Here is a 17,109-nt window from a genome sequence, read left to right as displayed (position 1 = left end):
TAACTATAGTTTGGAATGCTTAAAAAAGCAGCATCCACCCACTGGATGCTGCTTTCTTCATTAAATGCGCGGCTTGCCCGGGTACCACTTCAACTTCACGAACAGAGCCGGGATCAGCATCGTCGCCGTAAACCCGACAAAGGCGTAACGCAGGAGGTCCATGACGCCGTTCTCCGGGAGTGCGGCTTTCAGCACCCAGCGCACGGCGAATACCAGCACCAATCCAACCACCGTCGGCACCACTCGCTTGGCCCACGACTTCGGCAGTTCCATCCCCACTTGCTTGCTCTCCATCACATACCCAATCCAGCCCCCGAGCAGGAACCCGACCAGTTTCATCCCGTCCGTCTGGTGATAGAACGCCAGCAACACGAGCGGCAAGAGCATGCCCAGAATCAACTTCACGCTATGCCCGAGCTTGCTGACAAACCGCCCGTCCGCCCAGACCATGCCGCTGACAAACAACCCCCCAAACACCAGCCCGCCCACGACATCGATCGGCCAATGCACGCCGAGATACAACCGCGAAAACATAATGCTCAGAATCAAAAGCCCCGCCAGTACCACAAACCATCCTTTTTTCACAACGCAAGCCAAATACCCCCAATACGTCGCCGACCCTTGCGAGTGACCGCTCGGAAAAGACATCCCCGTCGCCGACGACGTATACAGGCTGCGAATTCCCTCGACCCCAATCGGCCGCGGCGTGGCAAAGAAAAACTTCAACCACGCATTCACAAACATCGAACACGCCAGCACAATCGCCAGCCGAATCCCGACCCGCTTGCTCACGGCATAATAAATCATCGGCACCGTCGCGATATAAAACTCCTCGTCCCCGATAAACGAGAGCAGAATCATCAACTTATCCAACCACGGCGTCGCCAACGTCTGAATGAGCTGCAACATCTCCACCTGTGTCACGTCCAAAACGGCCCCCTTGCCTGTCTTCTCTTCCCCTCATACATATGAGGACGGGCACTCGGCTAGGCTACTTTTTTTGGACAAAAAAAGCCCACTGCTTACCGAACTAAGCAGTGGGCTTCTTGGCAATTTTGGAGCGGGTGATGGGAATCGAACCCACGCGACCAGCTTGGAAGGCTGGAGTTCTACCATTGAACTACACCCGCAGATGAGAATGACTTCTTGTTCCTTATCATACGCAAACCTCCCGCAAAATGCAACCGCAACTAAATTCCAATCGAAGCGTCAATCGATATGACATTCGCCAAAATATCCAGCAGTTATCTGAAAGTATTGATTGAGTTCGATGTAACCTAATTTTATCCTGTTTCGTCTTACATAATAGAACTCGGAAAAAGAGGAGGCCAGACTCTTGAATGTTCAGCTACAACGGGCTCTACTTGAAGAAGAGGCCATGGATCAACTTCTAAATGAACTGGAGCCGTTCGTCTATCGAGTAGCCTTTCATCTAACTCGTCATCAACAGGATGCCGAAGATCTCACCCAAGAAGTTTTATATAGAATTTGTAAACGCTTGTCTACGTATCGAAGCGATTGCACCTTTCAGTCTTGGGTTTATACGATGACACTAAATCTTCATCGAGATTTTCTTCGTAAGAAAAAATCCAGACCAACAGAAGAACTTCCTGATCGATTTTCCTCCGTGTCGTTTGAAGGGGAAGTGGATACACGGATACTGATTCATAGAATGCTGGAACAATTACCGCAAATCGATCAGCATATCGTGCTGTTGCGATTTCAAAATGATCTCACCGTTCGCGAAGTAGCGCAGATCATGGATATCTCTGAATCGAATGTAAAGACTCGTATCTTTCGTTTGCGAAACCGATTGAAGAGTTATTTCGACAAAGGTGGTGAGCCTCTTTGAAATGTGAAGACTTCCAAGATCAACTTTGGTACGGTGAGCGTGATCCTGATTTTGAATCCCATTATAAAACTTGCCGAACTTGTCAATCTGAAATGATCCGCTTTCAAGACCTACTAAACGATATGCGAATCAAGGATATTCCCTTACCTACGAGGAACTTGAAGCCGAATCGTGCGGTGATTCGAAAGTCCGTTCGTATGAATCGATTAACTCCTTGGAGCAAAAAGGTGGGACTATTCGCCGCCTCGCTTGTCATTCTCGTGAGCGCCGGCCTTGTCGTTCAAGGAATAGATCGAAGCCAAACAAATGAGAAGAAAGCAACTCTTACAGAGCTTACTGAGCACCAGACTTCTACGAACCAGAACAAACCGAGTCCTTTTCAAAGCCAAAAGATTACCCTTCCAGATGGGCAGGTCTTGACAGGGTTGTCAAACCCGATTACGTATCAAGGCGTGGAACTGATGTTTCAAGAGGGGTACGACAATCATGCTCTTGTTCAAATCGAGGAGACGGTTCAGACCCAGATTGGACCCGTAAAATTGGCACATGTCGAGAAAAGCAACCCGGCAGCTGATGATGGTAAGAAATCGGACACCTACTACTGGCTCATTTACCAACGAGACGATATGCCCAATCCTTTTATTTTGAGTGCAAAATACACGGAGGATCGCGACAAAGCCAAACAAGCGATCTTACAAGCTGCAAAAACATGGGAGATTCCAAGTCTTACACAATAAGCTAGACAACAAAAAGGTCCATGACCATCATTCAGATGATCACGGACTTTTTTTCAATAGGTGAACATGGTCATGTTTTGATTGTTCAAGCCTTGCGGTGAATTGTAATTTGATTGGTCGTAGTAGTAGTGAAGAATGCCAGTCCAACTCTTCCCTTGATTCGTCGCCAGATAATTACTTCCATTCTGGCTCACCCAGCCTTGTGCCGCCCCAGTTGAATTATATGAACCTGCCAAATAAAAGGCGACGAACAAAGTACCATCTGCTCGTTGCATACCTTGTCCACCAACTGCATTGATTGCCCCGGTGGATACATCAAGTTCTGTACCAGCGACAAATACTTGGTCGTTGGTTGTGTCATCCACATCGTACCCAGATTCCGGATGTTTTGGGTTGTAGACATAATACCAACCGTACATTTTTGCACACTCTGCTCCGGTTTTCCAGCCTTCTGTGGTGCTGTCTTTGGGCCACTCGTTCGGCAATACATTTTTCAGATAATAGTAGAACGACACATCATGCTCCCCACCTGTACCGTAATACCAAATGTTTTGGCCGTTGTACGTCCAGACTCGGATGTAACTGGGAACCGTGTGACTATTGTTTATTGCTGTAGCACCAACATTTGATTGCAACTCTTGTGTAGTTGATTCATTTGCTCCAACATTCCGTTCAACGACTTTCCCACTGCGGTTGAGAAACAGTCCTTTATGCCGATTGGAAACCATTTGGGACATCTGGTTCTCATCAGTAGTCCCAAACCCCTGTTTTCTGGAGGTAATGGTATCGACTGGCGCCGACGAGAATTCAGCTACTTTCCACGTACCGTTTTCCGGAACTGTAATGGCCAAGAAGTAGTTGATCCCGTTCAGAAAATATTTGCTTTCCTTGTCTACTTTGTAATCGACGGCTACGTAATACACTTTTGCCTGTCCGTATTTTTCAATGTACTTCGACAGAGCTGCATAGTTACTTGATTCATCGAGAGAGAGCTCTTTGACCCCAACAACTTTTGCATTTTGAATTGCAAACACACCATCTTTGTTTTTACGGGAAATGTCGGATTGCAAAAATTGGTTCAAGATTGGCTTGTCTGCGTCGACCGAAGTGTCTAAGAAGGCACCCCAGTTTTTGTCGTTCACGAACTTAATTCTGTTCTTCAAAACATCTTCGGGGTTTTGAGCAGCAAGGGTCGCAGGAGCAACATGAGATGTAGTATCAGATGCGTGTGCGAGTTCGGTAGTAGTGCTTGATATGGAGAGAATCGTGCCTAGTAATGCAATGGTGACAACCTTTTTCATAGTAACAACTCCAATCTTTTCCTATTTGAAACCAAATATAATAAATTATACAATTTCTGTCAATAAATAACTTTTTCATTTCAATCAAAAACTTGAAGGAGATGTGTAAAATGAATAGATAGGGGCGCATTTTAGGGATTGGGACTTATTTCGCCCCGATAAATGGGAAGGGCAATTCCTTTGGCAAGGGGTATTGTAGGTGCAATTTCACCCCTCTTGCGTTACACTAAAAAGAACCAGTTTTGAAAGAGAAAAAGGTGATCCCAGACATGATTCTCGTGCAAGCGAATGACATACGCAAATCCTACGGCACAGACGTAATTCTCGAAAATGCCTCCCTCGTCGTCCAAGACCGCGAACGCGTCGGTCTCATCGGCGTCAACGGCGCCGGCAAGTCCACATTGCTCAAAATTATCGCAGGCGAGATGACCCACGACTCCGGCCAGATTCACATCGGCAAGGAAACGACCGTCGGCTACCTCGCGCAGCACTCCCAAATCGACTCCAACGCGACGATCTGGGACGAGATGGTCTCCGTCTACGCAGACCTCAAACACCTCGAAAGCAAGATCCGCGATCTGGAGAAAAAAATGGCCGAGCCGTCCGTCTACGAAAACGAAACGCTCTTCCAACAATATTCCGACCAATACGCCCGCCTCTCCCAAGACTTCACCGACCAAAACGGCTACGCAGTCGATGCCAAAGTCCGCTCCATCCTCCACGGCCTCGACTTCCCGGAACCGATGCACGGGCGTCTCGTCAACTCGCTCTCCGGCGGGCAAAAAACCCGTCTCCTGCTCGGCAAGCACCTGTTGACCCAGCCAAACTTGCTGATCCTCGACGAGCCGACCAACTACCTCGACATCCGCACGTTGACATGGCTCGAAGATTATTTGAAAAACTACCCCGGCGCTCTGCTGATGGTTTCCCATGACCGCTACTTCCTCGACTCGCTGATCACCGTGATCTACGAGATGGAACGCGGCAAGACGCGCCGTTGGAAAGGCAACTACTCGGCCTTCCTCGAGCAAAAAGCGGCCGACATGGCCCAGCACCAAAAGCGTTTCGACCAACAACAAGCCGAAATCGCCAAGCTCGAAGACTTCATCCAACGCAACATCGCCCGCGCCACGACCACCAAGCGCGCCCAATCTCGCCGCAAGATGTTGGACAAGATCGAGCGCATCGACCGCCCGATGCTGTCCACGGAACAAGCGCACTTCTCGTTCAACATCGACAAGCAATCGGGCAACGAAGTCTTGAAAGTCCAAGACGTCGCCCTCGGCTACGGGGAAAAAGTGCTGTCCCGCGACATCACCTTCGAAGTTCTGCGCGGTGAACGCATCGCCCTGATCGGACCGAACGGGATCGGCAAGACCACCCTGCTCAAAGCGATCAACGGCAAACTCGACCCGCTCGACGGCCGTCTCAAACTCGGCGCGAACGTCTCCGTCGGCTACTTCACGCAGCAACAGGAAGACCTCACCCCGACCAAGACGGTGCTCAACGAAGTCTGGGACGCCTACCCGCACCTCGACTTGACCCGCGTGCGGACGGTGCTTGGCAACTTCCTGTTCTCCGGCGATGATGTGCAGAAACTCGTGTCCACGCTCTCCGGCGGCGAACGCAGCCGTGTGGCGCTCGCCAAGTTGATGTTGCTCAACGCCAACTTCCTCATCCTCGACGAGCCGACGAACCATCTCGACTTGCTCTCCAAGGAAGTCTTGGAGAATGCGCTGGACGACTATCCGGGCACGCTGCTGTTCATCTCCCATGACCGCTACTTCGTCAACCGACTCGCGACCCGCGTCGTCGAACTGTCGGAGAACGGCGTGACTTCGTATCTCGGCAACTATGACGACTACGTGGAGAAACTGGAACAGATCGCCGCCGAACAGCGGGAGCGTGAAGCACTTCTCGCCGCTTCGACCAAATCCAAAACCGGCAGTTCCACAGCCGATATCCCGCTCGATGACGCCCAAGCCCGCCGCCAAGCGGACAAGGAACAAAAGCGTATCGAGAAAAAGCGACTCGAACGCCTCGCCAAAGTCGAGTCCCGCATCGCCGAGGTGGAGGAAGTCATCACCACCCTTGAGGAGGAACTCTGCCTCCCCGACATCTTCTCCAACCACGAACTCGCCCTCCAGAAAAACGAAGCCCTGCAAACCGCCAAGGACGAACTCGATTCGCTCATGGAAGAGTGGGCCGAACTGGAAGCGGCGGGCGAGTAACAGAGAATCATTTTTAAGAAAAAAAGGTTCCAACCTCCGGGAGGTGGGAACCTTTTTTTGCCGAATGTAGGTACCGAGGTGATCTGGATGAAACTACAAACCGAACGGTATACTCCGCTCGTCACCTATGTCGAGCGCGTGCAACGCCAACTTGGAGCGACAGCGTCGGCACTTTATGTTTGGCGGCAAGGCGAAGTTACGGAATGGTACAACGGTGCAGGGATTGGCCCTGCTTCGCGTTTTCACGTTCACTCCGTCCGCAAGTCGTACATCGGGTTGGCACTCGCCCTCGCGCAACTCGACGGCAAGATCGGCCCTCTCGACACCCGAGTGAGCGACTACCTGAGCGATGACATCCTCGACAGCACCACCCTGCGTCATCTCGTCACGAATACGCACGGTCTCCGTACGGACAACCACGGTCAGATCCACCGCGATCATCCGCCGGGCAAGGGCTGGCTCTATGTGAACACGGGAATTGATCTCCTGCTTCAACTCGTCAAGCAACAGACGGGACAGACCGTCTCCGAGCTGATTCAAGAGCGCATCTTGAAGCCGCACGGTTTTTGCGAGACGGGTTGGGAGACGGAAGCCTCTCCCGATTTGGTGCCGGACGTTACGAATGAAGGGACGTCTCGTTTGCAACTCACACCGGATCGCAACCTGTACGTCAGCGCCCGTGAGCTTGCGAAATGGGGATTGCTTCACAAATCCCAAGAGGGCGTCTTCAGCGTCACAACGACCGTGCAGACACCGCCTCTGCTCGACGAGGACTTCCCGCGCCACGGCTACTGCTGGTACGTGCAGGACGATCCCTGCGCACGCTCGGAAATCGGCGAGTTCGTCCCGCGCGGCTCGTTTCAAATCCTCGGACTCAACGGCGCGGTCGTGCTCGTCATCCCCGAACTCGACGTCGTCGCCGTCCGCATGTACAACAAAATCGGCAACCCGCCGGGCTATCACTACTTGCGCGACATCCGCGACTTTGGGAATCTCATCGTCAATCTGTCGCGCTAAGCCGAAAAAAAACCTCTGCACCCGGACGTGGGGCAGAGGTTTTTTCGTCGTAAAAACTTATTTTTTCTTCGGCGGCATCCCGGTCGGTTGCACGCGTTTGATGAAGAACGCGAGCACCAGGGCGATGACGGCGAAGATCGTGGCGTAGAGGAACGCATCGTTGATGCCGTTGATGGTGGACTCTTTCATCGCCAGCCCGTAGATCATCTGCGTCATGACGCTCTGACCCGCTTGGGTCGGGAGCCCGGCGGAAGCGGCAAAGCCTTGGCCGAGCATCGTCATTTTTTGCGAGAGGATCGGGTTGGCGTTGGTGACTTCGTTGGCGTAGTTCGCCATGTGGAACGTCGAACGGTTGGTCATGATCGTGACCAACAGCGCCGTGCCAAGCGAACCTGCCACTTGGCGGGCGGTGTTCCCCACCGCCGTACCGTGCGCGTGCAGGGTGCGCGGCAACTGGTTCATGCCGGCCGTCTGAATCGGCATCATCATAAACGACATGCCGAACATCCGGAAGCAGTACAGCGCCAAGATGTGACCGTACGTGGTGTCGGAGGTCAGTTTGGTGAATTCATACGTCGTGACGACGGTGATGACCAAACCGATGATCGCCAGTGCGCGGGCTCCGAATTTGTCGAAGATCGCGCCGGAGACCGGCATCATGATCCCCATGAGGATCGCGCCGGGGAGCATGAGCAGACCGGCTTGAAGCGGGGTGAACCCGCGGATGTTTTGCAGGTAGATCGGCAGCAAAATCATCGCGGCGAACATCGCCATGTTGATCAGCGACGAAATGATCGTCGTGAGCGTGAACACGTCAAATTTGAAGACGCGCAAGTTGAGCATCGGTTGCTCGGCTGTGAGTTCGCGCCAGACGAACAGGATCAGCGAGATGATGCCGATGACCATCGTGGACAGGACGATTCCGGATGTCCAGCCCTTGGAACCCGCTTCCGAGAACGCGTACAGCACGCCGCCAAATCCGAGTGTGGAGAAGACGAAACCTGCGGTATCGAATTTCGGGCGCGAGGTTTTGGTGATGTTTTTCATCCACGCGGCTGCCAAGACGAGGTCGAGGATGCCGATCGGGATGACGAGGTAGAACAGGATGCGCCAGGTGTAGTTCTGAACGATCCAGCCGGAAAGGGTCGGGCCGATGGCCGGGGCGAAGATCATGGCGATCCCCATGAGGCCCATCGCTTTGCCGCGTTTTTCCGGAGGGAAGACGGTGAGGAAGACGGTCATCATCAACGGCATGATGATCCCTGCGCCGGAAGCTTGCACCAAACGTCCGATCAGCATAATCGAGAAGTTCGGCGAAATCGCACAGATGACGGCGCCGAGAGTGAACAGCATCATCGCGGCGAGGAACAGTTTTCGTGCTCCGTAGCGCTCGATGAGATAGGCGGTGATCGGGATCAGCACGCCGTTGACCAGCATGTAGCCGGTGACGAGCCATTGAATGACGTTGGCCGAGACGTTGAGGTCGTTCATCATGTGAGGCAGCGCGACGTTGATCAGCGTCTGGTTGAGGATCGCGACGAACGCGCCCAGCAACAAAACGGTAAGCAAGCGGCCCACATGAATGTCCGACCCGCCGCCGCTGGCCGCAGCAGCGGCCGGTTTCTCTGCCGGAGCCGCAGTTTCAGCAGGAGCCGTCGGGGTCGGAGTTGCCTCGGCCACGACGTTTGCAGGAGCTGTGGGTTGAGTGGTTGCTTCGCCAACCACATTTGCAGGAGCCGTAGGTTGGGTTGTTGCTTCGCCCACCACATTTGCAGGAGCCGTAGGTTGGGCGGTTGCTTCGCCTACGACGTTTGCAGGAGCAACGGGTTCGACCGGGACGGTCGGGGCCGTTTTTTCCTGGAGGTCTAGCGTTTGGAGCGGGGGTTCATCTGTTTTGTGACGTTCGGAGCGCGGCGGGAGTGTGCCTTGTTCGAGATGGTCGTGCTGGTGGTCGTACTCTTCGAAGGCCTCCATGAACTCCTCGGTCAACTCGGGAATCGGTTCGTAGCTGTCATCCAACTCCGGTTTCGGGTCTGTCTGCGCCTGTTGGACGACAGGCTCAGGATCAGGTACCCGCATCGGTTGAATTTCGGGTGTTTTTTTCTTGGAGCGCATCATCGCATTCGCCACGCCGAAAATCACGAGGCACAGGACGATGTACCCAATGAGGTATCCGGTGTTCATCGAATCACCGCCTCTACTTGTGGATGCGGACTGTCACGTTCATGCCCGGTGCGAGATCAAGACCTTTGTACCCGTCCAAGGAAACCGTGACCGGCAAAACTTGGGTCACTTTGGTGTAGTTGCCGGTGGTATTCGAGCTCGGCAGAAGCGAGAAGGTGTTCGCGGTTGCGAGACCGATTTTTTCAACTTTCCCTTTGAGCGTGGTGCCCGGGTACGCGTCGACGTCGATGTCGACTTCTTGGCCCGTTTTGACATCGTTGATGTCGGTTTCCTTGATGTTCGCGGTCACCCAAAGGTGGTCCATGTCGAACGAATACGCCAGCGGCAGACCTGCGCCGACGAAGGAGTTTTTCACAGCGGTTTGCTGGACGATCGTGACGTTTTGCGGTGCGACGACATCAACATCCATCGGCTTGCCGGTGGCAGCGTTCATCGTTTCGACGACGCCCACGCGGTCGCCGGCTGCATAGCTTTTGCCGACCTCCCCGTTCCAATCGACGAGCTTGCCCGCCGTCGGCGGTGCGATCGAGACGGATTGACCGTCAATTTTTGCATTGTCGGTGCTCAAGTAGGTCACGGACTGGTTGTAGAAGTAATACCCGGCAAAACCGCCGCCGATGAGAACTACCAACAACAAAACATTCACGATGACCAAACGACGCATAGAGTTCATTTCTGTGGTTCCCCTTCCTCCGTAGTGAGTATGGTGATAAGTTCGTGGTGCAGTCGGAGCAGTTCTCTGATCTCTTCCTCCGACAGACGATGTCTTCCCGCCGCCAACCGCCGTTGAAACGTCGATTGCGGCCCGAAAGCAACGCTTAGTTTCTCTCTCCCCGCATCGGTCACATGCAAGACCAGCGCCCGCCGATCCTGTTCCGAACGTTCCCGTTCGACCAACCCGGCCTTGACCAAGCGTTCGACAACCCCACTCATCGTGGAAGCTGTCAATTGCGTTTTCTCCGCCAACTCGTTGAGAGTGATGTCCTGGTGCTGCGCGAGATTGCGGATCACCATCAACTGGACCGGCGTTATGCCAACCGCCTCGGCATCTTGGTGAACGAGGCGGAAGAACACGCGTTTCAGTTCGCGAAAAGAGGCTATGATCTCCGTCATATCATCCATAGAGCCGCCCCCTTCCTTCCGGTAAAGAAACTTTCGCTTCGACAATCTTTGCATACCCAAATAATTCGCATACGAAAGATTCGATACAGAAAATTATAGGCTCCTTTTTCGATCTGTCAACCCTGAAAAGACACTTTCGCCTATTTTACCTTCCCCTTTAGGAAACAGTGCCATTCGTGTAAAAAAAGACCCGCACCTCGCGGGCGAGTCTTCCTATTTAATGAAAAGGGTTTCATCCTTCGCTCTTGGTCGTGTTGGGGAACGTGATGTCTGAGGTGTTCACTTCCACAAGAGAAGGGCCGGGGAGAGACAGGGCTTGGGAGAGCACGCCCTCCAATTCGTGACTGTCGGTGACGCGGAATCCGGCGAGTCCGCATGCCTCGGCCACTTTTACAAAATCGGGGTTGGTCAGGTCGGACCCGTACTCGCTGTGATTGCCCACGCGCTGGCGGTCTGTTTCCATCTGCAAGTTGCCGTTGGAGACGACGACGATGGTGAGCGCGAGGTTGTAGCGGGCGGCGGTGGAGAGGTCAGCGAGGTTCATGCCGAGGCAACCGTCCCCGACGAGCGCCACCACTTGTCTGTCGGGTTGCGTCAATTGCGCCGCCATCGCGGCCGGGAGACCGAAGCCCATGCTTCGCCATGTGCCGGAGAACAGCACGTCTTGCTTGGAACCCCGACCTCGGAAGATGCGGTTGAACCAAACCGTGTGGTCGCCTGTGTCTACGCAGAGAACGGCATCTTGGCGAACCGTGTTCTCAAGTGCGCGAATCAGGCGGGCCGGATGCACGGGAGTGCCTTCGGTGGAGGCTTCCTGTTCGGTTTCGGTGAACCATTGCTGACGGGCTTGTTGAACTTGGGAGAGCCAGCTTTGGTTTTTTGGGTGGCCTTGGAGGAGTTCGGCGAGGGCGGGGAGGATGACGTTCGTGTCCCCGACGAGACCGAGTTCAACGTCGAATTTGGTTCCGATGGAACCGGCTGCAACGTCCACTTGGACGATGCGGACGTTTTTCGGAACGTACTCTTGCGGCCACCACGTATCTCCTGCGAGGAGGACGACGTCTGCGCGTTTTAGGATTTCGGCGGCGTAGGGGCTGCCTGCTTTTCCGATGCCGCCGAGCAGGTGCGGGTCGTTTTCGTCGATCATGCCCTTCGCTCCGAGCGAGAGAATCAGGCCGGCTCCCCATGCTTCACAGATTTGCAAAACATCTCGCGCCGCCTCTCGTGCCCCCAGACCTGCGACGACGATCGGTTGTTTGGCAGATTTCAAAATCTGCGCTGCCTGCGACACATCTGACGGGTTGAATTGCACGGCGCCGCGAACGAGTTGAGGCTGTCGGCGGATCGGAGTGGTTTGCGTTTTGGCAAAAAGGTCCTTCGGCACGGAGACGTGCGTGACGGCCCTCATTTCAAGTGCGGTGTGGATGGCTTTGGCGAAGACTTCGACCGTTGCTTCAGGCGAAGCGAGCAGTGCGGAGTACGTGGCGAGCGGTTCGATGAAAACTTGTTGGTCGAGGTATTGCTTGGCGTCGGTGCCGATGGACTTCGTCGGCACTTGGCCGGTGATGGCGAGCACGGGAACTTTGTCTTGGAACGCGTCGCCGAGGCCGTTCATCAAATTCGCCATCCCCGGACCGGAGGTCGCGAGGCAGACGCCGAGCTTGCCGGTGAGTTTGGCTTCTGCAGAGGCCATGAAGGCGGCGGTGGATTCGTGTTTGACGGCGACGAATTGGATCGGGGAGCCGTCGAGAGCGTCGAGGAAATCGAGGAAAGTATCGCCTGCGACTCCGTAGATGCGTTCCACGCCCCAGGCATGGAGTTGTTGAACGATGGTATGTGCGACCGTGAGGGTGGAAGTTGGAGTTGTGGTTTGGTTTTGGGTGGTCGTCATATGTAGTGAAATCCTCTCCTTCTCGGTAAAAAGTCATGGTTAGGATGACCTTGAGATAGGTCTTACATACTATGCTGAAAACTACTATTTCTGGTACAATAATGTCACTCTATAAGTGTTAGTTTTATCATTAATTGATTAACGAAAGAGGCGAGACGGATGGCGACCCTTCGCGATATTATCGACAAAGTGGAGGCAAAGATCCTGCCCATTAACCAAATTGACCATCGGTTCCGGTTGGAGCAGGTTTCCTTCGATCTCGATGGCATCTCGGTTCACGGCCGATTGTTAACCAGCAACGATTTGGACTATAGCATCCTTTGTCATTATTCTCCCCTCTCAAAGTCCATCACCGATTGGATGATGCTCGACAGCAACGGCTCGGAATACAAAGTAGTAGGCATCGTCTCGAAGACCCTCTATTTCTTCGCGCATAAGGCATGCAAGCAAGTTTTGGAAACGCTCGGGTATGAGGTGGAGTGAAGGGAATAAAAAAGACAGGCTCGCGAGTGAGTGCGAGGCCTGTCTTTTTTTCAATCTATCTCGGAATAATCGGCAACACAATCGCCGAGGGGTACTGCTCATCATGGTACACCGTCTGCTTCGCGACGACCATCTCGGTGGTTTGGCCCAGCGGGGCGCCGGTGTTGAGATTGCGGTCGTACTTCGGGAAGGCACTCGACGCGACTTCGATCCGAATTCGATGGCCTGCTTGGAAGACGTGGGACATGTGCCAGCAGTCGATCTCGTAGCCATACACCTTGCCCGGCTCAATCAATTCCTCACGCTCCATCCCGTTGCGAAAACGTGCCCGCACCATACCGTCCGTCAGCCTCTGCACAAATCCATTTGGATGCACGTCCAGCAATTTCACCATGAAGTCCGTGTCCACCGCACTCGACGCCGCAAACAACTCCATGCGAATCGGCCCTGTGACTTCCGTGTCCGTCTCCAACACATCCGTGCTGTACACCAACACATCCGCCCGCTGTTCCAGCGCCGCATAGTCATCCGGCCCGCCGATCTGCGAAGACGTCCCGTCTGTCAAAAACGGGAACGGTCGGCTCGGGTCGTACTCATACGTGTCGGTCGCAGCCACTCCCGCCGCCGTCCCCGGCACTTCCTCTGCACGCAACACCCCGTCGCCGAACCTCGAATTCGCACTCCCGCCGCTGTGCAGATAAAAACGCGTAAACTCCGTCCGTGCCAACGGGTACTCGCTCTCTTCCCGCCAAGCGTTTTCCCCCATGACAAACAAACTCACATTGGGCTCTGCATCCAACCCGTTCTCCTCGCCCTTCAACCAGCGGTCGAAAAAGCGGACCTGCCTCGCCCGCAAATCAATCACCGCATCCGGGCCGAACTCCACACTGCCAAGTTTCGAAGAACGATTGATTCCGTGATCCCACGGCCCCATGATCATCTTCTGATTCGCACGGGCCGTTTCGCCCTTCGCCCGACTCGTCATCCCGATGTAGTTCAACGGTGTGCCCACTTGCTCGTCGTCGTACCAGCCGGAGATGTGCAAGACCGGCAGATCGAGCTGTTCAAACTTGTCTTGGTACGCGATCTGCTTCCACCACGCATCCAAGCCCACATGCTCAAACTCTTCCCGCCAGTACGGCATCTCGCGCCCCGTCAGTTCGTCCATCGTCACGAGCGGCAGATGATCGTAAATCGAATGCCAATCAAGCGCATGCATGTTCTGCATCGAACGATCCGCCGTCAAAAACAACCAGCACAGATGGTGCGGTGTCGGAACCCCCGTCGGCCACTCGACAAACGGGTCGGACGGGCAGACGGCGGAGATCATCGCTTTCAAATGCGGCGGTTGCTGCAGCGCCGCCAACCACTGGATTCGTCCGAGATACGAACCGCCCATCGTGCCGACATTGCCATCGCTCCAAGCCTGCGCCGCCGCCCACTCGATCGTATCGTACCCGTCGAGACCCTCGTTGCGGTACGGGATGAACTTGCCTTCCGAATCCCCGCGTCCGCGAACATCGACGACCAACACAGAATACCCGTGGGACGCGTAGAACTTGGAATTCGCGATGGTGACATCGGAATTTTTTCCATACGGGGTGCGGGAGATGATCGTCGGGTACGAGCCCTCCGCTTCCGGCAGATAGAGATCGGCGGACAGCTCAACGCCGTCGCGCATCGGGATGCGAATGCCCCATTGTGTGCGGGTTTTCATAGATGACTCAGCCCCCTTGGATGTCGTCCTTGGTTTCATCGTGCAGAATCAGAGAGTCGTCAATCGCGTTCATGAAGTCCGGGTCGAACACCACTAGAATCCAGAAGCCCACGCCGCGCAAGTTGTAGCGCTTGGCGAGGCCGATTTTCTCCTTCACCGTCTGCGGGGTTTCGCTGTAGGCGTTGATGCCGAGCATCAATTTGTCGGACGGCACCACTTCTTGCGCCATCTGGATCGCTTCTTGGACTTTGTCGTTCGGTTGCGGGAGCTTGTCGTTCACATACGAGTACGCCATGATAAAAAGCTGATCGGCGCTTTGCGCGACCGCCTGATAATCGTAGCCTTTGTACCAGCCGTTGAGCGGGGCCATGACGACGCTTAGTTTTTTGTTTTGTTTGTGGAGGACGTCGGCGACGATTTTGACGAGGCTTGCGTAGTGGGCGCGCACGGTCGCGACGTCGTCCTTCACCGGGTCGCCGAGCGTTTCAAAGTCGAGCATCGCGCCGTCGAGACCTTGTTCGGTGAGTTTGTTCGCGAGGTCGGTCGCGAATTTTTGTTGCAAGTCGGGGTTGCCCATCAGTTTGGTGATCTCGCCGCTTTTGTTCTCGGAGAAGACCATGAGGGTGGTGCCGACTTTTTCGGACTTTACTTCCTTGAGGAAATCGTCTGCGCCCTCGGTGGGCCAGTGGTATTCGGACTGGTTGACGTTGAAGGAGCCGTTTGCGTCGAGGATGCTCCACGTGAGCGCCGTGTCTTTGAACTTCGGCAAGTAGTTGCGCTTGTCATACGAGCCGAGCCCGTAGAACACCATCGTATCCATCTGACGCGGCTGCGACGTAATCAGGACGGTGTTCGTCGCTTCGTCCCAACCGACTTTCGCGCCAAACTGCTCGCTGAGGAAGCGAACGGGGATCAGCACGCGGTCTTGAACGAGAATCGGTTCGGCGTCGAGCGCGACCGATTTTTTTTCGACGGTGGCGGTTTTGTTGCCGACTTGCAAGCGGACTTCCTTGCCCGGGCCCGTTGCGATGACCGTCTGCGTGGCTTCATCCCACTCAATACTTAGCCCCAGCGCCGCGCCAATCGTGCGAAACGGCACCATCGTGCGCGCGTTGTACTGAATCGGATCAACGGGAGCCGGCAGCATCACGCCGTCCAATTGGATCATGATCCGAGGTTCTGCCATCGCCGCCATCGGGGTGGCGTGGGCAGCGGGTGTGATTGCGAGACTTGCAAACAACATCAAACCTGCTAGAAGTGCCTGAAATCCTTTCCCATGTCTCATCTATTTCTCTCCTACGTCATTAGATAGGTTGCTAGTTTCTTACATCTTATCACAGAAAAGTATGACAGGAATGGGACTGGCAGACTACGTAACAGAGTTGTCATATAATAAAAAAACTCCCTACGAAAGTTCGTAGAGAGTTACGGGATGGGTTATTTTCATGACTCTTGGACGTAGGCAAGCACTTTGTCTAAGTAGCTGTCTAGAGGACGTGACGAATCCACGAGTAGAGGTTGCGTGTGGGTAGGTTTCTGAGAGGTTCCAAACGCCGCTAGAAAAGTTTCCTTAGACGTGACCTGCCGATTTTGGCTTGTTAGGGCGGGGCGGGTTTGGAGGCGGGTGTCGATCTCGTGGATGTCTTCGAGGATGCATTCGACGTATTTGTAGGTGGCTTGGTGTTTGTAAGCCAAGGCTGTTCCTTTTTCGACCATCACCGTGTACAGGCAGGGACTGTCCAAGATCACGCTGAGACCTTGGGCGAGGAAGGACTCGACCAACGCCCACTCGATGTCATAGGACATTTTACCTGCGACCCTGGTATCGAACTCGGCACCGTCCGATTCAAGAAGTGCGGATTTGACAACATCGTGGTCGAGCACCACAGCCCCCGTTTTTTTCGCGAGGGCCCTCGCAAGGGTCGATTTCCCCGAACCCGGAACCCCGGACATTTGCAGAAAGAACATGGGCAGTTCTCCTTTTTCGTGAATAAAAACGCCCAGCCATTGCTGAGCGTTTTTTTGCGGTCTATTTTTGAGTCTCGTCGTGGTTTTTCAGGTACTCTTCTAAGAACTTTCGGTTCGCTTTACTCTTAGGCAAAATACCTAGATTTTTATACTGCCATACGTATTGGCGTTGCGAACTATTTAGCTCGGAGATCAACGGATTGTCGTAGTCGTACTCAATCTTGAACTTACCCGTACTTTCGAGAACGAGGGTCAGGCCGTACCAGACATCATTGTTATGTTGTTGGAACTCCCTTTGCAACTCCTCAAACAACTTATGCATCTCGATCAATAAATCTTTGTAGATCCTATTACTAACTCCATAGATCTGCGGTATGTAATGAGAATATACAAACTCAGGATTTTGCGGCGTGTCAAAATAAAAATAAACCTCTGAGGAATCATTCGGTATGATCTCAGCACACAAAACGATCTTGCACCACTCACCGGGGACGATCTCGTTTAGCTTTTCTGCAATTGTTTGATAAAGGTCGCCCATGCGTTTCGTTTCCATGCTAAAAATTCAGCTCCCTTTCATTCCCCTCATAACCGGCCAACAACGCACCT

Annotated in this window: 15 protein-coding genes and 1 tRNA gene; 5 read left to right on the top strand and 11 right to left on the bottom strand. The window is 53.9% G+C overall.

The features are described 5' to 3' along the window. Positions 1–60: 60 nt before the first annotated feature. Positions 61–924: a phosphatase PAP2 family protein gene (locus JJB07_RS21635; protein WP_201638199.1), complete on the bottom strand. Its 864-nt coding sequence runs from the start codon at positions 922–924 to the stop codon at positions 61–63. A gap of 132 nt (positions 925–1,056) precedes the next feature. Beyond that, positions 1,057–1,130, bottom strand: a tRNA-Gly gene (locus tag JJB07_RS21630). A 206-nt stretch (positions 1,131–1,336) separates the two neighbouring features. Between JJB07_RS21630 and JJB07_RS21625 the strand changes: the two genes are divergently transcribed. Further along, positions 1,337–1,852 (top strand): RNA polymerase sigma factor, encoded by a 516-nt coding sequence (locus JJB07_RS21625; protein ID WP_201638198.1) that lies wholly within the window; start codon positions 1,337–1,339, stop codon positions 1,850–1,852. Further along, a complete protein-coding gene (locus tag JJB07_RS21620; RefSeq protein ID WP_201638197.1) occupies positions 1,849–2,589 on the top strand; it encodes an anti-sigma factor in 741 nt (246 codons plus the stop codon). Before JJB07_RS21625 ends, JJB07_RS21620 begins: the two co-directional genes overlap by 4 nt. 53 nt (positions 2,590–2,642) lie before the next feature. On the opposite strand, the gene JJB07_RS21615 is transcribed toward JJB07_RS21620, so the two are convergent. After that, positions 2,643–3,890 (bottom strand): SpoIID/LytB domain-containing protein, encoded by a 1,248-nt coding sequence (locus JJB07_RS21615; protein ID WP_201638196.1) that lies wholly within the window; start codon positions 3,888–3,890, stop codon positions 2,643–2,645. 269 nt (positions 3,891–4,159) lie between these two features. Here JJB07_RS21615 and abc-f point away from each other — a divergent pair, with 269 nt between their 5' ends. Next, positions 4,160–6,121, top strand: a complete 1,962-nt coding sequence (gene abc-f, locus JJB07_RS21610; protein WP_201638195.1) for a ribosomal protection-like ABC-F family protein — start codon at positions 4,160–4,162, stop codon at positions 6,119–6,121. 87 nt (positions 6,122–6,208) lie between these two features. Continuing rightward, positions 6,209–7,138 carry a serine hydrolase domain-containing protein gene (locus JJB07_RS21605; protein ID WP_201638194.1) on the top strand — a complete coding sequence of 310 codons (930 nt, stop codon included), beginning with the start codon at positions 6,209–6,211 and terminating at the stop codon, positions 7,136–7,138. Positions 7,139–7,195: 57 nt separating this feature from the next. Here JJB07_RS21605 and JJB07_RS21600 read toward each other — a convergent pair whose 3' ends face one another. From JJB07_RS21600 to JJB07_RS21585, 4 genes are all read right to left on the bottom strand, one after another. Further along, entirely contained in the window at positions 7,196–8,722 is a 1,527-nt protein-coding gene (locus JJB07_RS21600) for a DHA2 family efflux MFS transporter permease subunit (RefSeq protein ID WP_347338387.1), read from the bottom strand. 613 nt (positions 8,723–9,335) lie between these two features. After that, positions 9,336–9,995, bottom strand: a complete 660-nt coding sequence (locus JJB07_RS21595) for a beta-barrel domain-containing protein (protein WP_201638193.1) — start codon at positions 9,993–9,995, stop codon at positions 9,336–9,338. Further along, positions 9,992–10,444 carry a MarR family winged helix-turn-helix transcriptional regulator gene (locus JJB07_RS21590; RefSeq protein ID WP_201638192.1) on the bottom strand — a complete coding sequence of 151 codons (453 nt, stop codon included), beginning with the start codon at positions 10,442–10,444 and terminating at the stop codon, positions 9,992–9,994. Before JJB07_RS21590 ends, JJB07_RS21595 begins: the two co-directional genes overlap by 4 nt. Positions 10,445–10,676: 232 nt before the next feature. Then, positions 10,677–12,335, bottom strand: a complete 1,659-nt coding sequence (locus JJB07_RS21585; RefSeq protein WP_201638191.1) for a thiamine pyrophosphate-binding protein — start codon at positions 12,333–12,335, stop codon at positions 10,677–10,679. A 159-nt stretch (positions 12,336–12,494) separates the two neighbouring features. Here JJB07_RS21585 and JJB07_RS21580 point away from each other — a divergent pair, with 159 nt between their 5' ends. Continuing rightward, the gene (locus JJB07_RS21580) at positions 12,495–12,818 is read left to right on the top strand and encodes a hypothetical protein (protein WP_201638190.1); all 324 of its coding nucleotides are present in this window, start codon (positions 12,495–12,497) and stop codon (positions 12,816–12,818) included. Positions 12,819–12,873: 55 nt separating this feature from the next. Here the strand turns inward: JJB07_RS21580 and JJB07_RS21575 are convergent, their stop codons facing one another. The 4 genes from JJB07_RS21575 to JJB07_RS21560 form a co-directional block, all read right to left on the bottom strand. Next, on the bottom strand, positions 12,874–14,535 hold the full coding sequence (locus JJB07_RS21575; RefSeq protein WP_201638189.1) for a CocE/NonD family hydrolase: 1,662 nt from the start codon (positions 14,533–14,535) through the stop codon (positions 12,874–12,876). 7 nt (positions 14,536–14,542) lie between these two features. After that, positions 14,543–15,820: a stalk domain-containing protein gene (locus JJB07_RS21570; RefSeq protein ID WP_201638188.1), complete on the bottom strand. Its 1,278-nt coding sequence runs from the start codon at positions 15,818–15,820 to the stop codon at positions 14,543–14,545. Positions 15,821–15,978: 158 nt separating this feature from the next. Continuing rightward, on the bottom strand, positions 15,979–16,503 hold the full coding sequence (locus JJB07_RS21565) for a P-loop nucleotide/nucleoside kinase family protein (RefSeq protein WP_201638187.1): 525 nt from the start codon (positions 16,501–16,503) through the stop codon (positions 15,979–15,981). A 61-nt stretch (positions 16,504–16,564) separates the two neighbouring features. Beyond that, the gene (locus JJB07_RS21560; protein ID WP_201638186.1) at positions 16,565–17,056 is read right to left on the bottom strand and encodes an antitoxin YezG family protein; all 492 of its coding nucleotides are present in this window, start codon (positions 17,054–17,056) and stop codon (positions 16,565–16,567) included. Positions 17,057–17,109 lie beyond the last annotated feature (53 nt).

Source organism: Tumebacillus amylolyticus, assembly GCF_016722965.1.
Classification (GTDB): domain Bacteria; phylum Bacillota; class Bacilli; order Tumebacillales; family Tumebacillaceae; genus Tumebacillus; species Tumebacillus amylolyticus.
Note: the sequence above shows the minus strand (reverse complement) of the source record. Positions and strands in the feature narration are given on the sequence as shown.

Excerpts from the sequence above, each read along its gene's own strand:
- JJB07_RS21570 (WP_201638188.1), bottom strand. The coding sequence starts at position 15,820 with ATGAGACATGGGAAAGGATTTCAGGCACTTCTAGCAGGTTTGATGTTG.
- JJB07_RS21615 (WP_201638196.1), bottom strand. The coding sequence starts at position 3,890 with ATGAAAAAGGTTGTCACCATTGCATTACTAGGCACGATTCTCTCCATA.
- abc-f (WP_201638195.1), top strand. The coding sequence starts at position 4,160 with ATGATTCTCGTGCAAGCGAATGACATACGCAAATCCTACGGCACAGAC.
- JJB07_RS21605 (WP_201638194.1), top strand. The coding sequence starts at position 6,209 with ATGAAACTACAAACCGAACGGTATACTCCGCTCGTCACCTATGTCGAG.
- JJB07_RS21560 (WP_201638186.1), bottom strand. The coding sequence starts at position 17,056 with ATGGAAACGAAACGCATGGGCGACCTTTATCAAACAATTGCAGAAAAG.
- JJB07_RS21595 (WP_201638193.1), bottom strand. The coding sequence starts at position 9,995 with ATGAACTCTATGCGTCGTTTGGTCATCGTGAATGTTTTGTTGTTGGTA.
- JJB07_RS21580 (WP_201638190.1), top strand. The coding sequence starts at position 12,495 with ATGGCGACCCTTCGCGATATTATCGACAAAGTGGAGGCAAAGATCCTG.
- JJB07_RS21575 (WP_201638189.1), bottom strand. The coding sequence starts at position 14,535 with ATGAAAACCCGCACACAATGGGGCATTCGCATCCCGATGCGCGACGGC.
- JJB07_RS21585 (WP_201638191.1), bottom strand. The coding sequence starts at position 12,335 with ATGACGACCACCCAAAACCAAACCACAACTCCAACTTCCACCCTCACG.
- JJB07_RS21565 (WP_201638187.1), bottom strand. The coding sequence starts at position 16,503 with ATGTTCTTTCTGCAAATGTCCGGGGTTCCGGGTTCGGGGAAATCGACC.
- JJB07_RS21590 (WP_201638192.1), bottom strand. The coding sequence starts at position 10,444 with ATGGATGATATGACGGAGATCATAGCCTCTTTTCGCGAACTGAAACGC.